Below are 13,929 nucleotides of genomic sequence, written 5' to 3' on the forward strand. Positions count from 1 at the left end.
GCCGATCGGACGACCGTCCGGATCGGACGGTGGTGGGTGCGGTCAGCGCTGCGCGCGGAGCGCGCCGACGAAGGCGCGCCAGGCGGTAGGGGCGAAGGTGAGTGTGCCCCCGTCGCGGTGCTTGCTGTCCCGGACGGCGACCAGGCCGGGCAGGTTGTCGGCGACCTCGACGCAGTTGCCGCCGTTGGAGCTGCTGCGGGTGCTGGTGCGCCAGTGGGCGCCGGTCAGCTCAGCCATTCTCGCGCCTCCATCAGCTCGATCGACTGGTCACGCGGGAGCGCCACCGCCCGCACAGTCTCCCAGGTGCGCAGGAGGGGGGCAACGTCCTCGGTGACCCGCCCGGCGGCCTGGTCGTCGAGGTAGCCGACGTCGTCCCGGCCGTCGAAGCTGGCGACGACGAACGCCCCGGCGAGTCCGGGGTGGAACCCGGCCCGGATAGGGACGATGTGGACGATGACCGTGGGCCGGGCCGCCATGGTGACCAGGTGGTCGAGTTGCGGGTGCATGATCTCCGGGCCGCCCCGGCGCAGCGCCGCCTCGTCCACCACGAAGATGGTCAGCGGCGGCCGGGGCCGGTCGAAGACGGCCGTCTGCCGGGCCAGCCGGGCCGCCACGTGCCCCTCCACCTCGTCGTCCACCAGTGGGCCGCTGGCCAGCACCGCGTGCGCGTACGCCTCGGTCTGGAGCAGGCCGGGCAGCACCAGCGGCTCGAACGACCGCAGTGCGGTCGCCTCCGTCTCGATCTCGGCCCACGGCCGGAACCAGAGCGGCTGGCGGGGACGGACCGCGTCCGGCCAGAGGTCGGCGATCTCCCGGCCCAGGGTCTGTGCCACGGCGGCCCGGTGGCGCGGGTAGGGCGTCGCGCCCTGGGTGACCCAGCGGCCGGTGGTCTTCGGATCCACCCCGACCCGGCGGGCCAGCGACTCGATGGTCTCGCCGCGTTCCCGCATCGCCGTCCGCAGCACGTCGTTCATGCCCACCTCCCGGATCGTCGGACCTGAGCTGGCACCCTAGCGTCACGGACGGTGGGGTCGTGGTGACGCGCCGAACAGGGGCCTCCCCGTGCACGGGGAGGCCCCTGTCGGACCGGGGACCGACGGGTCAGGAGAGCGCGCAGGCCACTCCGTTGACCGTGATCAGACCCGGTGCGGGGTTGGCACCTGGGCCGGCGACCGCGTTGAACCCGAAGGTCACCGTGCCGCCGGGGGCGATCTTCGCGTTGTACGACTCGTTCTTCGCGGTGACGGTGGCCCCGGACTGGGTCACCGTCGCCAGCCACCCCTCGCGCACCTTCTGGTCACCGGTGAACGCGAAGCGGGCGGTCCAGCCGTCGATCGTCTTCGGGCTGGTGTTGCGGATGGTCACCTGGGCGGTGAAGCCACCGGACCAGGAGCCGTGGTTGGCGTACTGGACCGCGCAGCCCGACGGGGGGATCGCCCCGGCCTCGCCCTGGTCGGCCAGGAAGGACGAGATCCAGGCCAGCGCGGAGTTCCAGTTGATCGCCACCTCGTTGGTGGAGTACGACTGGATGTCGTCGACGTAGCAGAACATCGGCTTGCAGCCGGCGAGCAGCTGCTCGACGAACGGGTCCTGGAGGGCGGCGTTCGGACCGCCCGCGATCGAACCGGCGGGCGGCTTCGGCAGGTCCGGGTCGAACTGGTTGCCGAAGATCCGGCTGTGCTGGTTCTCCGCCGCGTGCTCACCCCACCCGGTCACGTACGAGATGTTCAGCGCGTTGCGGCCGAGGATGTAGTCCATCGCCTGCACCGCCCCGTCCCGGTACTTCACGTCGCCGGTCAGGTCGAAGGCGGTGGCCAGCACGACCGCGTTGTTGATCAGGTTGCCGTTGCCGCCCCAGAAGTAGCTGCCCGGGTCGCCGGGCATCGGCAGCCCGTACGCCTGCCGGGTGATCTCGGCCAGGTACCGGTCCGCGGCGGCGGTCACCGAGGCGCGGACCCGGGTGCGGTCGGCGGCCGGCAGCCCGTTCGGCACGGTGGCCAGGTCGAGGCGACCCAGCGCGGCCACCCCCTGCCAGCTGAAGCCCCGCGGCTCGAACACGTCGGCGGTGTGGTGCGGCGAGGCGGTGACGTCGGTGAGGTACGTCCGCTCGCCGGTGGTCAGGTACAGCTCCGCCGCCGCCCAGTAGAACTCGTCGGTGACGGTGGTGTCGTCGTACGCGCCGCCGCCGGTGGCGTCGGTCGGGCTGGCGTACCGCGTGGGGTTGGCCTTGGCCGCCGTGTAGGCCGTCCGCGCGGCGGTGCCGCAGCGGGCCGCGAACGCCGCGTCGTACGGGGCGAACAGCCGCGCGCACTGCGCGGCGACGGCGGCCAGGTTGAGCGTGGCCGCGGTCGACGGCGGGTGCAGCTCGCGCAGTTCCGGGTCCTCGTGCGGCAGCAGCGGCAGCCCGGTCCAGTTCCGGTCGTGGATCTTGTGGTGGGCCATCCCGGCCAGCGGCTTCCCGGCCGGCACCTGCATGCTCAGCAGGAACTCCAGCTCCCAGCGGGCCTCGTCGAGGACGTCCGGCACGCCGTTGCCCCGTTCGGGCACCCGCAGGGTGCTGTCGCCCAGCGCCGCGCCGCCGTCGGCGGTGGCCGCGGTCTTGGTCCGCTCGAAGGTGTTCAGCAGCTGGTAGGTGGCGAGGCCACCGTTGACCACGTACTTGCCGTGGTCGCCCGCGTCGTACCAGCCGCCGCGCACGTCCAGCGAGTAGTCGCAGACGCCGGGCTGGCAGGGCACGTTGGTGTCGCCCTTGTTCGGGGCCACGTCGAGGTGGCCGGCGGGGCGGGCGTACTCCGCCCCGATCAGGTCACCGTCGATGGCGATGCCGCTGCGCTGGGCGTAGAAGAACTGGAGGGAGTCCGACCGGAGCTGCTCGTAGAGGTCGCCGGAGACGGTGAACGGGTGGCTGGTCTCCCCGTCCGCGACCAGGGTCAGCCCGTTGCCCGGCGCACGGTACGACGAGAAGCCGATGGTGTGCACGTTCTGCCCGGACGCCTCGTCGACGCCGCGCGGGGTGCTGGTGCCGCTCGCCACCACCGTGCCGGCGGCGTTCTTGAGCTGCCAGGGCAGCGGCTCGGTGGCCTCGGTGACCACGGTGGCGTTCTTCGGCCCGGCGGTCAGGTAGCCGACCTGGTTCACCCGGACCCGGGGCCCGGTGTCGGGCTCGTACGGCGGGACCGGCTCGCCGCCGCGCAGCGAGACGTTGTCCAGGCAGAAGGTCTGCGCCGCCGTACTGCCGCCGACCTGGAAGATGATCTGTGCCCGGGGGTCGTCGGCCGGTGCGGTGAAGGTGTGCTCGACGCGCTGCGGGGTCGCGCCCGCCGTGGCGTCCACGCTGGCGTACGTGGTGTACGGCGCGCTGCCGAGCTGGAGTACGGCCTTCAGGTCGGCGCCGGGGGTGGCGCTGGCGTCGAAGGCGAGGGTGTACGACGAGCCGGCGAGCAGCGGGATGCCGTCCTGCCCGATGCCGGCGTCCCACGGATTGGCCAGCCCGCCGGCGACGGTCGTGCACAGCCGCCCGTCGGGGTTGGTCAGGTCACCGGTGCCGAAGGAGAACCAAGGGGAGGTGCCGTTGCTGAAGTCGCCGTTGCGGATCTGCTCCGGGGGGTCCTCGTCCGGGGCGGCCTGGGCGGCCGGGGCCAGGACGCCGGTCAGGGCGAGGGAGGTCGCCGCAGCGAGCAGTGCGAGGCGGCGTCGACGGCGTGGGGGTGACGTCACGACGGTTCCTTCCGGGGACGGTCGAGGGCTGGGAGCGCTCCCAAGTATCGGTCGATGTTTCCAGGGTGTGACCGGCCTGTCAATCGACAGAACTGGATAGTTCGGCGGGTGGGTCCCGGACCGGGTGCGGAGAGTGAGATTCGCCGCGCCACGCCCCGCCGACGGTGATCTACTAGAGACAACCCGCCCTCCTCCTGGCAGGCTGCGTCCCATGACCCTGAAGCTGCGTTCCACGGGGGCAACCGACCGTGGCCTGATCCGGAGCGGCAATCAGGACGCCTTCCACGCCGGCACCTGGCTCGTGGCCGTCGCCGACGGCATGGGCGGGATGGCGGCCGGCGACCTCGCCAGCTCCATCGCCATGCAGACCATCTCGCCGCTGGACGCGGCGACACCGGAGGACGCGTTGGTGGCCGCGTTGCGCGGTGGCATCGACCTGGCCAGCGGTCGGATCCGTCAGGCCGTCGAGGAGGACCCGGAGCGGCAGGGCATGGGCACCACACTGACCGCGCTGCTGTTCGCGCGGACCGGCAGCTGCCTGGCTCTGGCCCACGTCGGCGACTCCCGCGCCTACCTGCTCCGCGAGGGGGTGCTCAAGCAGATCACCCGGGACGACACCTTCGTGCAGATGCTCGTCGACCAGGGACTGATCACCCCGGAGCAGGCCAGCAGCCACCCGCGCCGGGCGGTGGTGACCCAGGCCCTCCAGGGCGGTGAGGTCTCGCCGGCCTACGCCACCATGGTGCCCTGGGCCGGGGACCGCTGGCTGCTGTGCAGCGACGGGCTCTCCAACGTGGTCCGCGCGGACACCCTCGCCGAGGTCCTCGCCGCGCACCCCGACCGGGAGGAGTGCACCCGCCGGCTGATCGACCTGGCCCTGCGCGCGGGCGGCCCGGACAACGTCACCGTGGTGGTCGCCGACGTGGTCGCCGAGGACTGACCGCCGTCAGCGGCGGCGGGCGGTGGTGTGCCGGGTCGGCGGTGCGGTGGTGGGATCCTCCGGCCAGGGGTGGCGCGGGTAGCGCCCGCGCAGCTCCGCGCGCACCTGCGGGTAACCGACCCGCCAGAACGACTCCAGGTCCGCGGTGACCGCCACCGGCCGGCCGGCGGGGGAGAGCAGGTGCAGCAGCACCGGCACCCGCCCGTCGGCGATCCGGGGCACGCGCTGCCAGCCGAAGGTCTCCTGGAGCTTCACCGCGAGCACCGGTGCGGCCGGGTCGGCGTACCCGACGCGGGCCCGGCTGCCGCTCGGCACGGTGATCCGCTCGGGGGCCAGCTCGTCCAGGCGGGCGGCCTGGGGCCAGGGGAGCAGCCGGCGCAGCGCGCCGACCAGGTCGATCCGGGCCAGGTCGGCGCGGCGTCGGGCCCGGGACAGCTCCGGCCCGAGCCAGTCCGGCGCGGCGGCGAGCAGGGCCTCGTCGTCGACCGCCGGCCAGTCCGCGCCGAGCGCGTGCCGGCAGAACGCCAGCCGCTCCCGCAACGACCGGGCCGCCGGGGTCCAGTCGAGCAGGGCGAGCCCGTCCCGGCGCAGGCCGGCCAGGAGGGCCGCGCCCACCGCCGCCGGGTCGGGCCGGGACAGCGGTCGCTCGGCCAGCTCGATCGCCCCGAGTCGGGTCACCTCCCGGGCCGTCAGGTCCCCGTCGGTCCAGGTGACCTGACGCTCCTCGCGCAGCAGCGCCGCGCCGACCTCCCGGGCCGTCGCCTCGTCGAGCGCGGCGGCAGCACGGATCCGGGCGGCCGGGGCGCCGGGGGAGCGGTCGGCCACCGCCACGGCGAGCCAGTCGCAGCCGGCCAGCGCCGACCCGGGCGTCAGCTCCGCGGCGGTGCCGCCGGCCATCAGGTACGCCGGGCCGCCCGGCCGCCGGACCCGGGCCAGCCGCTCGGGGTGGGCCAGCCCGACCAGCAGCCCGACGGCCAGGTCGTCGGGAACGGTCCCCGGGGCGCGCCGGTCCGGTTTCGGGGCGGTGTCCCGCGGCAGGGCGGCGCGCAGCCGGCGTACCTCGGTCCGCCAGCGCGCGGTGGCGGCGGGGTCGGTGCCGGCGCGCAGCCGTCGCCAGCTCGCCGCCAGGTCGTCGCCCGGACCGGTCTCCTCGCTGAGCAGGGCCACCACCTCGGCGGCGCGGTCCGCGCCGATCCGTGCCGCCCCGTCGAGCAGCGCCCGGCCCAGCCGGGGGTGGACGCCGGTCGCGGTGATCGCCCGGCCCCGTCCGGTGATCCGGCCCTCGGCGTCGACCGCGCCGAGCGTGCCGAGGGTCTGCCGGGCCACCGCCATCGCCGCCGCCGGGGGCGGGTCGGGCAGCGCGAGACCGGTGCCGTTCGGCTGTCCCCAGGCCGCCAGCTCCAGGGCGAACCCGGTCAGGTCGGCGGTGGCGATCTCCGGTCCCGGCTGGGCGGCGAGCCGCTCGTGGGTGGCCGGGGACCAGCAGCGGTACACGTGCCCCGGCGCCTCCCGACCGGCCCGGCCGGCCCGCTGGGTCGCGGCGGCGCGGGAGACCGGCACGGTGACCAGTGCGCCCAGGCCCCGGGCCAGGTCGGTGCGGGCGACCCGGCTCAGGCCGGCGTCGACCACCACCCGGACACCGGGCACGGTGAGGCTGCTCTCCGCGACGGCGGTGGCCAGCACCACCCGTCGCCGGTCGGCCGGACGCAGCGCGGCGTCCTGCTCGGTGCCCCGCTGCCGGCCGTGCAGCGGTACCAGGGCGACCCGGTCGCGCAGCTCCGCCAAGCGGGCGGTGACCCCGGTGATCTCCCCGGTGCCCGGCAGGAAGACCAGCACGTCGCCGTCCTGTTCGGCCAGGGCCCGCCGGACCGTCGCGGCCACGTGGTCGAGCAGCGCGGGGTCGACCCGGTTGCCCCGGTACCCGGCGACCGGACGGGGCGGGGGTGCCCAGATCCGGGCGACCGGGTGCAGTGCCGCCTCGGCCCGGACCACCGGCGCGGGTGCGTCCCCACCGAGCAGGTCGGCGAACCGGTCCGCCTCGGCGGTCGCCGACATGGCCAGCAGCCACAGGTCGGGGCGGAGCGCGGTCCGGGCCTCCACGGTGAAGGCGAGCGCCAGGTCGGCGTCGAGGTGCCGCTCGTGACACTCGTCGAGCAGGACCGCCGAGACGCCGGGCAGCTCCGGGTCGTGGTGCAGCCGCCGGACCAGCAGTCCGGTGGTGACCACCTCGATCCGGGTGGTCGGGCCGACGCGCCGGTCGCCGCGCACGGCGTACCCGACCCGGTCGCCGACCCGCTCGCCGAGCAGCGCCGCCATCCGGTGCGCCGCCGCTCGGGCGGCCACCCGACGCGGCTGGGCGATCAGCACCCGCCCGTCGACCTCGTCGGCGACCGCCAGCGGCGTCAGGGTGGTCTTCCCGGTGCCGGGCGGCGCGACCAGGACGGCGCTGCCGGCGCTGCGCAGGGCCGTGGTCAGCGCGGCCAGGACCGGCCGGACCGGCAGTTCGAGGGGTACGTCGCGGAGCACGCCCCAGTCTCGCACCGCCGCCCGGCGGCACCGGTCGACGCGTCCCCCGCCACGGCGGCGGTCGAGCCGGCCGGACGTCCCGGGTCGGTCAGGTCAACGCGTCGATGCCGGCGACGAAGTGCCGCCACGACGTACGCGGGAAGACCAGCACCGGGCCGCGCCGGTCCTTGGTGTCCCGGACGGCCACCCGAGCGCCGACGCCGGCGACCTCCACGCAGTTGCCGTTGCCACTGCTGCGCGTGCTGGTGTGCCACTCCGCACGGGTCAGGTCGAGCACGGTCATGGTGGTGTACCCCTCGTCTGCGCAGGAGCATCTGTTGATCACGCAAAGTAACGAGAAGCGTCCTCAAGTCGGGCCAGGGAGTCCGCTGGAGTGAGCGCCAAACGGCACAGCCTCTCGTGCACCAGGGTATACCCCCGCACGTGTTCGGCACCCTCCAGAGCCAACCCCATCGTGAGGTTGTCCAGGTAAACCACGGCGTTGTCGGCGGCGTCGGCGAAGTGCAGCACGACGTACGGCGTGCTCATGGCGGGATGCCCGCCAGCCATGAATGGAAGTATCTGGATGGTGACGTTGGGTAGTTGAGCCACTCGGCTGATGTGGGTCAACTGGTCGGCCATCACGGTCGGGGTGCCGACCGGGCGCAGCAGCACCGCCTCGTTGAGCACCACCGACATCTGCACCGGCGACTCCCGGCGCAGGACGCTCTGCCGGTGCAGGCGGGCGGCGACCTTCCGCTCCAGCCCCTCCTCACCGGCGGTCAGCCGGTAGATCTCCCGGGCGTACGCCTCGGTCTGGAACAGGCCGGGCACCGCCTCGGCCTCGTACGTCCGCAGCGTCGCCGCCTCCGCCTCCAGCCCGACGTAGAACTCGAACCACTCCGGCAGGACGTCGCTGTAGTTCTGCCACCACCCGCGCTGCTGCGCCCCACGGGCGATCTCGACCAGCGCCTCGGCGTCCGCCCCGGTCACCTGGTAGAGCGCCAGGGCGGCGCGTACGTCACGGGGCTTGATGCCGATCTGCGCGTTCTCGATGCGGGAGAGGTTGCTCTTGGACATGTCGAGCTGCCGCGCGGCGACGTCGAGGGTCATCCCGGCACGCTCCCGTAGGTGTCGGAGTTCCCGGGCGATGCGACGGCGGCGGACGGTGGGGCTGGCGGTCACGCGGCCGAGTCTGCCACGGGCACTATCCGCAGGTGGGGGCCGCGTGCATGCAACAACCCGGATCCGGGAGTTGCATTGGGTCGTGTGTGGAGGCATCCTTTGTCCCGTTCCGAGCACAGTGGACGAGCGGGAGGGTTCGTTGCTCATCGCGGACGAGTTCTTCCTCATCGCCCACGGCGACAGCCGAGGCCGGGCTCGGCTGAACCCGACAGCCACCGGCCTCGGCCTCGCCGCAGCGCTCCTCGGCGAACTGGTGCTGGGCGGACGGGCGACCGTCACCGGGGGCCGGGTGTCCGTACTGGACGGTCCGCCACCGGCCGACGCGCTCACCGGCGGCGTCCTGGCCCACCTGCTCGGCGAGCCGCAGCCCCGGACCGTCCGGTCCTGGCTGGGCCTGCTCGCCGGGACCGCCGCGGACGCGGTGGGCGAGCGGCTCAGCCGGTCGGGGGTGGTACGCCGGCAGGAGAAGCGCCGACTGCTGCGCACCACGGTCGACTACGTGGCCACCGACCTCAACGCGTTCGCCTGGCCGGCCACCCGGCTGCTCGCCCTGCTGGACCGCCCCCATCCGCCGGCCGTTCCGGACGCCCTGCTGTGCGGACTGGTCTCGGCCACCGGGCTCACGCGCGACGTGCTCTGGCTCGCCGACCCCCGCGCCCAGCACCGCTTCGGTGTGCTCCGGCCGGCGCTGCCGCTGCCACTGCGGGAACTGGTCGCCCACACCGAGGCCGCGGTGGGCGCGGCCGTGCTCCGCGGCTGATCCGCCTCCGCCGCCCTCTCCGACCGGAAGTGGCCATGCCCGTTGCGCCGACGCCCCCACCCGTGACCGTGGACCGCCCCGGTGGCCTACCCGTGACGCTGACCCGGGGTGGCCGCGGGGTGCCCGGGGTGCTGCTCTTCACGCTCGCCGCGGCGGCACCCCTGACCGTGGTGGCCGCCGTGGTCCCGACCGCGTACGCGGTGACCGGGGCGGACGCACTCGGCGCGGCCGTCCTCGTGGTCGCGGCGGTGCTCGGCCTCTTCTCGGTGGGCTACCTGGCGATGTCCCGGCGGATCACCCACGTCGGTGCGTTCCACGCCTACGTCGCCCGGGGCCTCGGCCGCCCGGCCGGGGTCGGCGCGGCCTGGGTGACCCTGATCGTGCACAACGCCCTACAGGTCGGGCTCTACGGCGCGGTCGGCGCGGTCGGCGCCCCACTGCTCGCCCGCTGGTTCGGCACCGCCCCGGCCTGGTGGCTGGTGGCGCTGACCGTCTGGGCGCTGGTCGCCGTGCTGGGCGTGTCCGGGGTGACCGTCGACCGGACCGCCCTGGCCGTCCTGCTGCTGGCCGAGGTCGCGGTGCTGGTCGGGTACGGCCTCGGGCACCTGCGGCACGCCGCCGACGGCACGGTCGACCTGACCACCCTCTCCCCGGCCCACCTGCTCACCCCCGGGGCCGGAGCGCTGCTCGTCGTCGCCGCTGTCGGCTTCGTCGGTTTCGAGTCCGCCGTGCTGCTCCGGGAGGAGAGCCGTGGTCCGCGCACCGTGCCCGCCGCCACCTACCTCGCGGTGGGCCTCGTCGGTGCGGTCCTGGCGTTCGCCGCCTGGACGCTGACCGTGGCCACCGGGCCGGAGCGGATCGCGGCGGTCGCCGGGGAGCGGGGGGCGGACCTGCTCTTCACCCTGGCCGGCGACCAGCTCGGGGCGGGCGCGGTCCGGATCGGCCGGGTGCTGCTGGTGACCTCGGTGCTGGCCGCCCTGGTCTGGCTGCACCACAGCACCGCCCGGTACGCCTTCGCGCTCGGGCGGGAACGGTTGCTACCCGCGCCGCTCGGCGAGGCCTCTCCGCGCACCGGAGCCCCCCGGTGGGCGTCGGTCGGGCAGAGCATCCTCGGTCTTCTGGTGATCGCCGGGTGCGCGTCGGCCGGGCTGGAGCCGGTGCGCCACCTCCTCTACGGGGCCACCGTGACCGGTGCCCTGGGGATGCTGCTGCTGACCGCGGCGACCTCGTTCGCGGTGCTCGCCTTCTTCGCCCGTGAGGCCACCGACGAGAACCTCTGGCGGCGGGCGGTCGCTCCCGGCCTGGCGACCGTGGCCCTGGTGGCGGTGGTCCTGCTGGCGCTGGCCGACATGGCCGTGCTCCTCGGGGTCGGGCCGGGCTCCCCGCTGCGCTGGGCGGTGCCGGCGGTCTTCCCGGTGACCGCGCTGGCCGGCATGCTCTGGGCGGTGCTGCTGCGGTCCCGCCGCCCCCGCACGTACGCCCGGATCGGCCTCGGGCCGGAGAGCGCCGCCGCCGACCTGCCGGGTCCGCCAGCGGGCGGATAGGTGCGGGCGGGTGGGCAGGTGAGCCTGCCCAACGTGACGACACCCTCCGACGACGACCAAGCGGCTAGGAGCGCAGGCACGCGGGCGAAGGGCGGAGGGGTGCTGTTCCGTTCAGGGGAGCCGTCGGGTGGCCCTCTCGGTCGACAATGGACTGATGAGGGTGCGTGGGCGGGGTGGGTGGTTGGCGGGTGTGGCAGTCGGGGTGGTGGTCTGTGCCCTGGGCGTGGTGGTGCTGGTGCGGGTGGGGTTGGAGGACGCCGACCGGTGGGCCAGCGTGGCCGGGGTGTTCCTGAACCTCGCCGGGGTGGTCGTGGCCTCGTACAGCGCGGTGCAGGCCCGCCGCGCCGCCACCCCGACCACCATGCCCACCGCGGTAGGCGGGGACGTGCACAACCGGATCGGAAACGGCCAGTTCACCGAGGCGGTGGTACTGGGCCGGGACCTGAAGCAGGTGAGCACCACCGGTGCACCGGCACCCGATCCGGCCGTGGACCGATCGTCGCTGGCGGAGGGCCCGCAGCCGGGAAACGTGTCCAACACGATCGACGACGGCCGGTTCCACGGGCCGGTGCTCATGGGTCGGGACATGCGGGGGATCGTCCTGCCCCCACCAGGCGGCCCCCGGCCTGACGACACGGACGGGCCGGCCCGGTGAGCGGGACGTCCCCCGACGAGGCGGGGGTGTCGAACCGGATCGCCGACGGGGTGTTCTTCCACGCGGTGGTCATGGGCCGCGATATCCAGGTGACCCTGCCGGCGGAGATCCGTCCCGCGTTGACCGGGCTGCCCCGCCCGGCTGCGGTGTTCACCGGCCGCGACCGGCAGGTCGACGCCCTCCTGCGGGGCTTGGCACCCGACGGTGCGGGCGGCACGCTGCTGGTGTCGGCGGTGGCGGGGATGGCCGGGGTCGGTAAGACCGAACTCGTGGTGCAGACCGCGTACCGGGCACTGCGCGAGCCGGGCTGGTTCCCGGGCGGAGTGCTGTTCGTGGACATGTTCGGCTACGACCAGGAGCGGCGGTTGTCCGCCGGCGACGCGCTGCTGGGCTGGTTGCAGGCCATCGGGATCCCCGGCGAGCACATCCCCACCGCCGTGCAGGACCGGACCCGCCTGTGGCGCAGTGTCCTGGACGCCTACACCCGCCAGGACCGCCGGCTGCTGCTGATCGTCGACAACGCCGCCACCGAGGACCAGGTCACCCCGCTGCTGCCGACGGATGACCGGGTGCCGGTGCTGGTGACCTCCCGCCACACCCTGGACATCGACGCCCGCCTGCACGACCTCACCGTCCTCGACCCGGCTCCGGCCGTCGCCCTGATCCGTGAGGTCATCGCCCACCGCCGCGGCATCGAGGATCCGCGCCTGCACGTGCCCGGCCAGCAGCCGGCGATGACCGACCTGGCCAACCTGTGCGCGGGCCTACCTCTGGCGTTGCGGGTCGTCGCCGCGCTGCTGGCCGACCGCCCCCACCTGCACCCTGCTGCCTTGGCCGACCGGCTCCGCGACGGCCAGGCCCGCCTCGACGGCCTGTCCCGGCAGCAGGTCGCCGTGCGGGCCGCGTTCGACCTGTCCTACCAGCACCTCACCGACGACCAAGCCCAGCTCTACCGGCTGTTGCCGGTCAACCCCGGACCCGACATCGCCACCGACACCACCACCGCCCTCGCGGACCTCCCCGCAGGCCGGGTCGCGGTGCTGCTGGAAGACCTGCACCGCGCGCACCTGGTCGACGAACCCGTCGCCGACCGGTGGCGCATGCACGACCTCGTCCGCCTCCACGCCGCCGACCAACCAGCCGGCAGCCGCGACGAAACCCGCACCGCCCGGCAGCGGCTGTTCACCCACTACCTGCACACCGCCCGAACCGCGGACAGCCACCTCACGCCGACCGACCGGCCCGACACCACCCGGTTCGCCAGCCGCCAGGACGCCCTGGCCTGGCTGGACGCCGAATACGACAACCTCATCAACGTCTGCACCAGCGCCCCCACCCACAACCTGCCGCACATCACCACCGGGCTCGCGTCCGCGCTCGCCCGATTCCTGGACTTCCGCCGCCACTTCACCGACTGGATCACCATCGCCACCACCGCCCGCGACATCCACCGCCGGCGCGGTGACCGCCAGGGCGAAGGCCAGGCGTGGAACGACCTCGGCAACGCCTTCCGGCAGGTGCGGCGGTTTGACGAAGCCATCGCCGCGCACACCACCGTCCTGGAGATCTGTCAGCAGCTCGGTGACCGCCACCACGAAGGCATGGCGTGGAACAACCTCGGCCTCGCCTTCCGGCAGGTGCGGCGGTTTGATGAGGCCATCGTCGCCCACGCCACTGCTCGCGACATCCACCGTCAGCTCGGTGACCGCCACGGCGAGGGCATGGCGTGGAACAACCTCGGACTCGCCTTGATCGAGGTGCGGCGGTTTGATGAGGCCATCGTCGCCCACGCCACTGCTCGCGACATCTACCACCAGCTCGGTGACCGCCACGGCGAGGGCATGGCGTGGAACAACCTCGGACTCGCCTTGGTCGAGGTGGGGCGGTTTGATGAGGCCATCGTCGCCCACGCCACCGTCCTGGAGATCTGTCAGCAGCTCGGTGACCGCCACGGCGAGGGCACGGCGTGGAACAACCTCGGTCTCGCCTTCCGGCAGGTGGGGCGGTTTGATGAGGCCATCGTCGCCCACGCCACCGACCTGAAGATCTGTCAGCAGCTCGGTGACCGCCACGGCGAGGGCGCGGCGTGGGGCAACCTCGGTCTCGCCTTCCGGCAGGTGGGGCGGTTTGATGAGGCCATCGTCGCCCACGCCATCGACCTGGAGATCTGTCAGCAGCTCGGTGACCGCCACGGCGGTGGCATTGCGTGGGGCAGCCTTGGCCTCGCCCTGGCCGAGGTGCGCCGGTTCGGCGAGGCACGTAGCTGCTGGGAGCAGGCGGTTGAGGCCTTTACCGGGACCGGTGACGCTGAAAGTGCCGCACAGTTCCGCGCGTTCCTCGAAGGGCTGGAGTCGTGAGGTCCGTGTGGGTCGGTGGTTCAGGCTGGCGGTAGCCCTGATCCGGGCCGGGCACCTCCGGCCAGTCCGCCCGTCCCGGTGGTGTCGAGCAGTGTGGGCCGGTCGGTCCGGCGTAGACGCTCAGCCGTATGGGCGCGTACCGCGGCGAGGTCGGCTTCGGCCGCCGAGCTGCACCGGCCCGGCCGCACCGCGGCCTGCCCCTGGACGACCCGGTCGGTGCGGGCCGGGGGAGGCGTCGGTTCGACGTGGACACGGCGGAGGCCGGA

11 protein-coding genes are annotated in these 13,929 nt (G+C 74.2%); 5 read left to right on the plus strand and 6 right to left on the minus strand.

Going from position 1 to position 13,929, the window contains the following annotated elements; translation table 11 throughout:
- Positions 1-42: 42 nt before the first annotated feature.
- The 3 genes from AB0F58_RS18360 to AB0F58_RS18370 form a co-directional block, all read right to left on the minus strand.
- Complete coding sequence (locus AB0F58_RS18360; protein ID WP_357143853.1) at positions 43-237, minus strand: DUF397 domain-containing protein; 195 nt, start codon at positions 235-237, stop codon at positions 43-45.
- Positions 225-974, minus strand: coding sequence for a Scr1 family TA system antitoxin-like transcriptional regulator (locus tag AB0F58_RS18365; RefSeq protein WP_357143855.1), 750 nt, complete (start codon positions 972-974; stop codon positions 225-227). Before AB0F58_RS18365 ends, AB0F58_RS18360 begins: the two co-directional genes overlap by 13 nt.
- A gap of 127 nt (positions 975-1,101) precedes the next feature.
- Positions 1,102-3,717, minus strand: coding sequence for a glycoside hydrolase family 9 protein (locus AB0F58_RS18370; protein ID WP_357143857.1), 2,616 nt, complete (start codon positions 3,715-3,717; stop codon positions 1,102-1,104).
- Positions 3,718-3,928: 211 nt separating this feature from the next.
- Between AB0F58_RS18370 and AB0F58_RS18375 the strand changes: the two genes are divergently transcribed.
- On the plus strand, positions 3,929-4,657 hold the full coding sequence (locus tag AB0F58_RS18375; protein ID WP_357143860.1) for a protein phosphatase 2C domain-containing protein: 729 nt from the start codon (positions 3,929-3,931) through the stop codon (positions 4,655-4,657).
- Positions 4,658-4,663: 6 nt separating this feature from the next.
- On the opposite strand, the gene hrpB is transcribed toward AB0F58_RS18375, so the two are convergent.
- The 3 genes from hrpB to AB0F58_RS18390 form a co-directional block, all read right to left on the minus strand.
- On the minus strand, positions 4,664-7,183 hold the full coding sequence (hrpB, locus tag AB0F58_RS18380) for an ATP-dependent helicase HrpB (RefSeq protein ID WP_357144523.1): 2,520 nt from the start codon (positions 7,181-7,183) through the stop codon (positions 4,664-4,666).
- An 88-nt stretch (positions 7,184-7,271) separates the two neighbouring features.
- The gene (locus AB0F58_RS18385) at positions 7,272-7,466 is read right to left on the minus strand and encodes a DUF397 domain-containing protein (protein ID WP_357144526.1); all 195 of its coding nucleotides are present in this window, start codon (positions 7,464-7,466) and stop codon (positions 7,272-7,274) included.
- Between the two features lie 38 nt (positions 7,467-7,504).
- Positions 7,505-8,347 (minus strand): helix-turn-helix transcriptional regulator, encoded by an 843-nt coding sequence (locus AB0F58_RS18390; protein WP_357143862.1) that lies wholly within the window; start codon positions 8,345-8,347, stop codon positions 7,505-7,507.
- Between the two features lie 139 nt (positions 8,348-8,486).
- Here AB0F58_RS18390 and AB0F58_RS18395 point away from each other — a divergent pair, with 139 nt between their 5' ends.
- The 4 genes from AB0F58_RS18395 to AB0F58_RS18410 all read left to right on the plus strand — a co-directional run bounded on the left by AB0F58_RS18395 (position 8,487) and on the right by AB0F58_RS18410 (position 13,663).
- Positions 8,487-9,107, plus strand: coding sequence for a GPP34 family phosphoprotein (locus tag AB0F58_RS18395; protein WP_357144529.1), 621 nt, complete (start codon positions 8,487-8,489; stop codon positions 9,105-9,107).
- 35 nt (positions 9,108-9,142) lie between these two features.
- Positions 9,143-10,651: an APC family permease gene (locus AB0F58_RS18400; protein ID WP_357143864.1), complete on the plus strand. Its 1,509-nt coding sequence runs from the start codon at positions 9,143-9,145 to the stop codon at positions 10,649-10,651.
- A 154-nt stretch (positions 10,652-10,805) separates the two neighbouring features.
- On the plus strand, positions 10,806-11,306 hold the full coding sequence (locus AB0F58_RS18405) for a hypothetical protein (RefSeq protein WP_357143866.1): 501 nt from the start codon (positions 10,806-10,808) through the stop codon (positions 11,304-11,306).
- Complete coding sequence (locus tag AB0F58_RS18410; RefSeq protein ID WP_357143868.1) at positions 11,303-13,663, plus strand: tetratricopeptide repeat protein; 2,361 nt, start codon at positions 11,303-11,305, stop codon at positions 13,661-13,663. The genes AB0F58_RS18405 and AB0F58_RS18410 overlap by 4 nt, the downstream gene beginning before the upstream one ends.
- The last annotated feature ends 266 nt before the right edge of the window (positions 13,664-13,929 follow it).

Source organism: Micromonospora sp. NPDC023956 (genome assembly GCF_040639195.1).
Taxonomy (GTDB): domain Bacteria; phylum Actinomycetota; class Actinomycetes; order Mycobacteriales; family Micromonosporaceae; genus Micromonospora.

Excerpts from the sequence above, each read along its gene's own strand:
- AB0F58_RS18360 (WP_357143853.1), bottom strand. The coding sequence starts at position 237 with ATGGCTGAGCTGACCGGCGCCCACTGGCGCACCAGCACCCGCAGCAGC.
- AB0F58_RS18365 (WP_357143855.1), bottom strand. The coding sequence starts at position 974 with ATGAACGACGTGCTGCGGACGGCGATGCGGGAACGCGGCGAGACCATC.
- AB0F58_RS18375 (WP_357143860.1), top strand. The coding sequence starts at position 3,929 with ATGACCCTGAAGCTGCGTTCCACGGGGGCAACCGACCGTGGCCTGATC.
- AB0F58_RS18385 (WP_357144526.1), bottom strand. The coding sequence starts at position 7,466 with ATGACCGTGCTCGACCTGACCCGTGCGGAGTGGCACACCAGCACGCGC.
- AB0F58_RS18400 (WP_357143864.1), top strand. The coding sequence starts at position 9,143 with ATGCCCGTTGCGCCGACGCCCCCACCCGTGACCGTGGACCGCCCCGGT.
- AB0F58_RS18405 (WP_357143866.1), top strand. The coding sequence starts at position 10,806 with ATGAGGGTGCGTGGGCGGGGTGGGTGGTTGGCGGGTGTGGCAGTCGGG.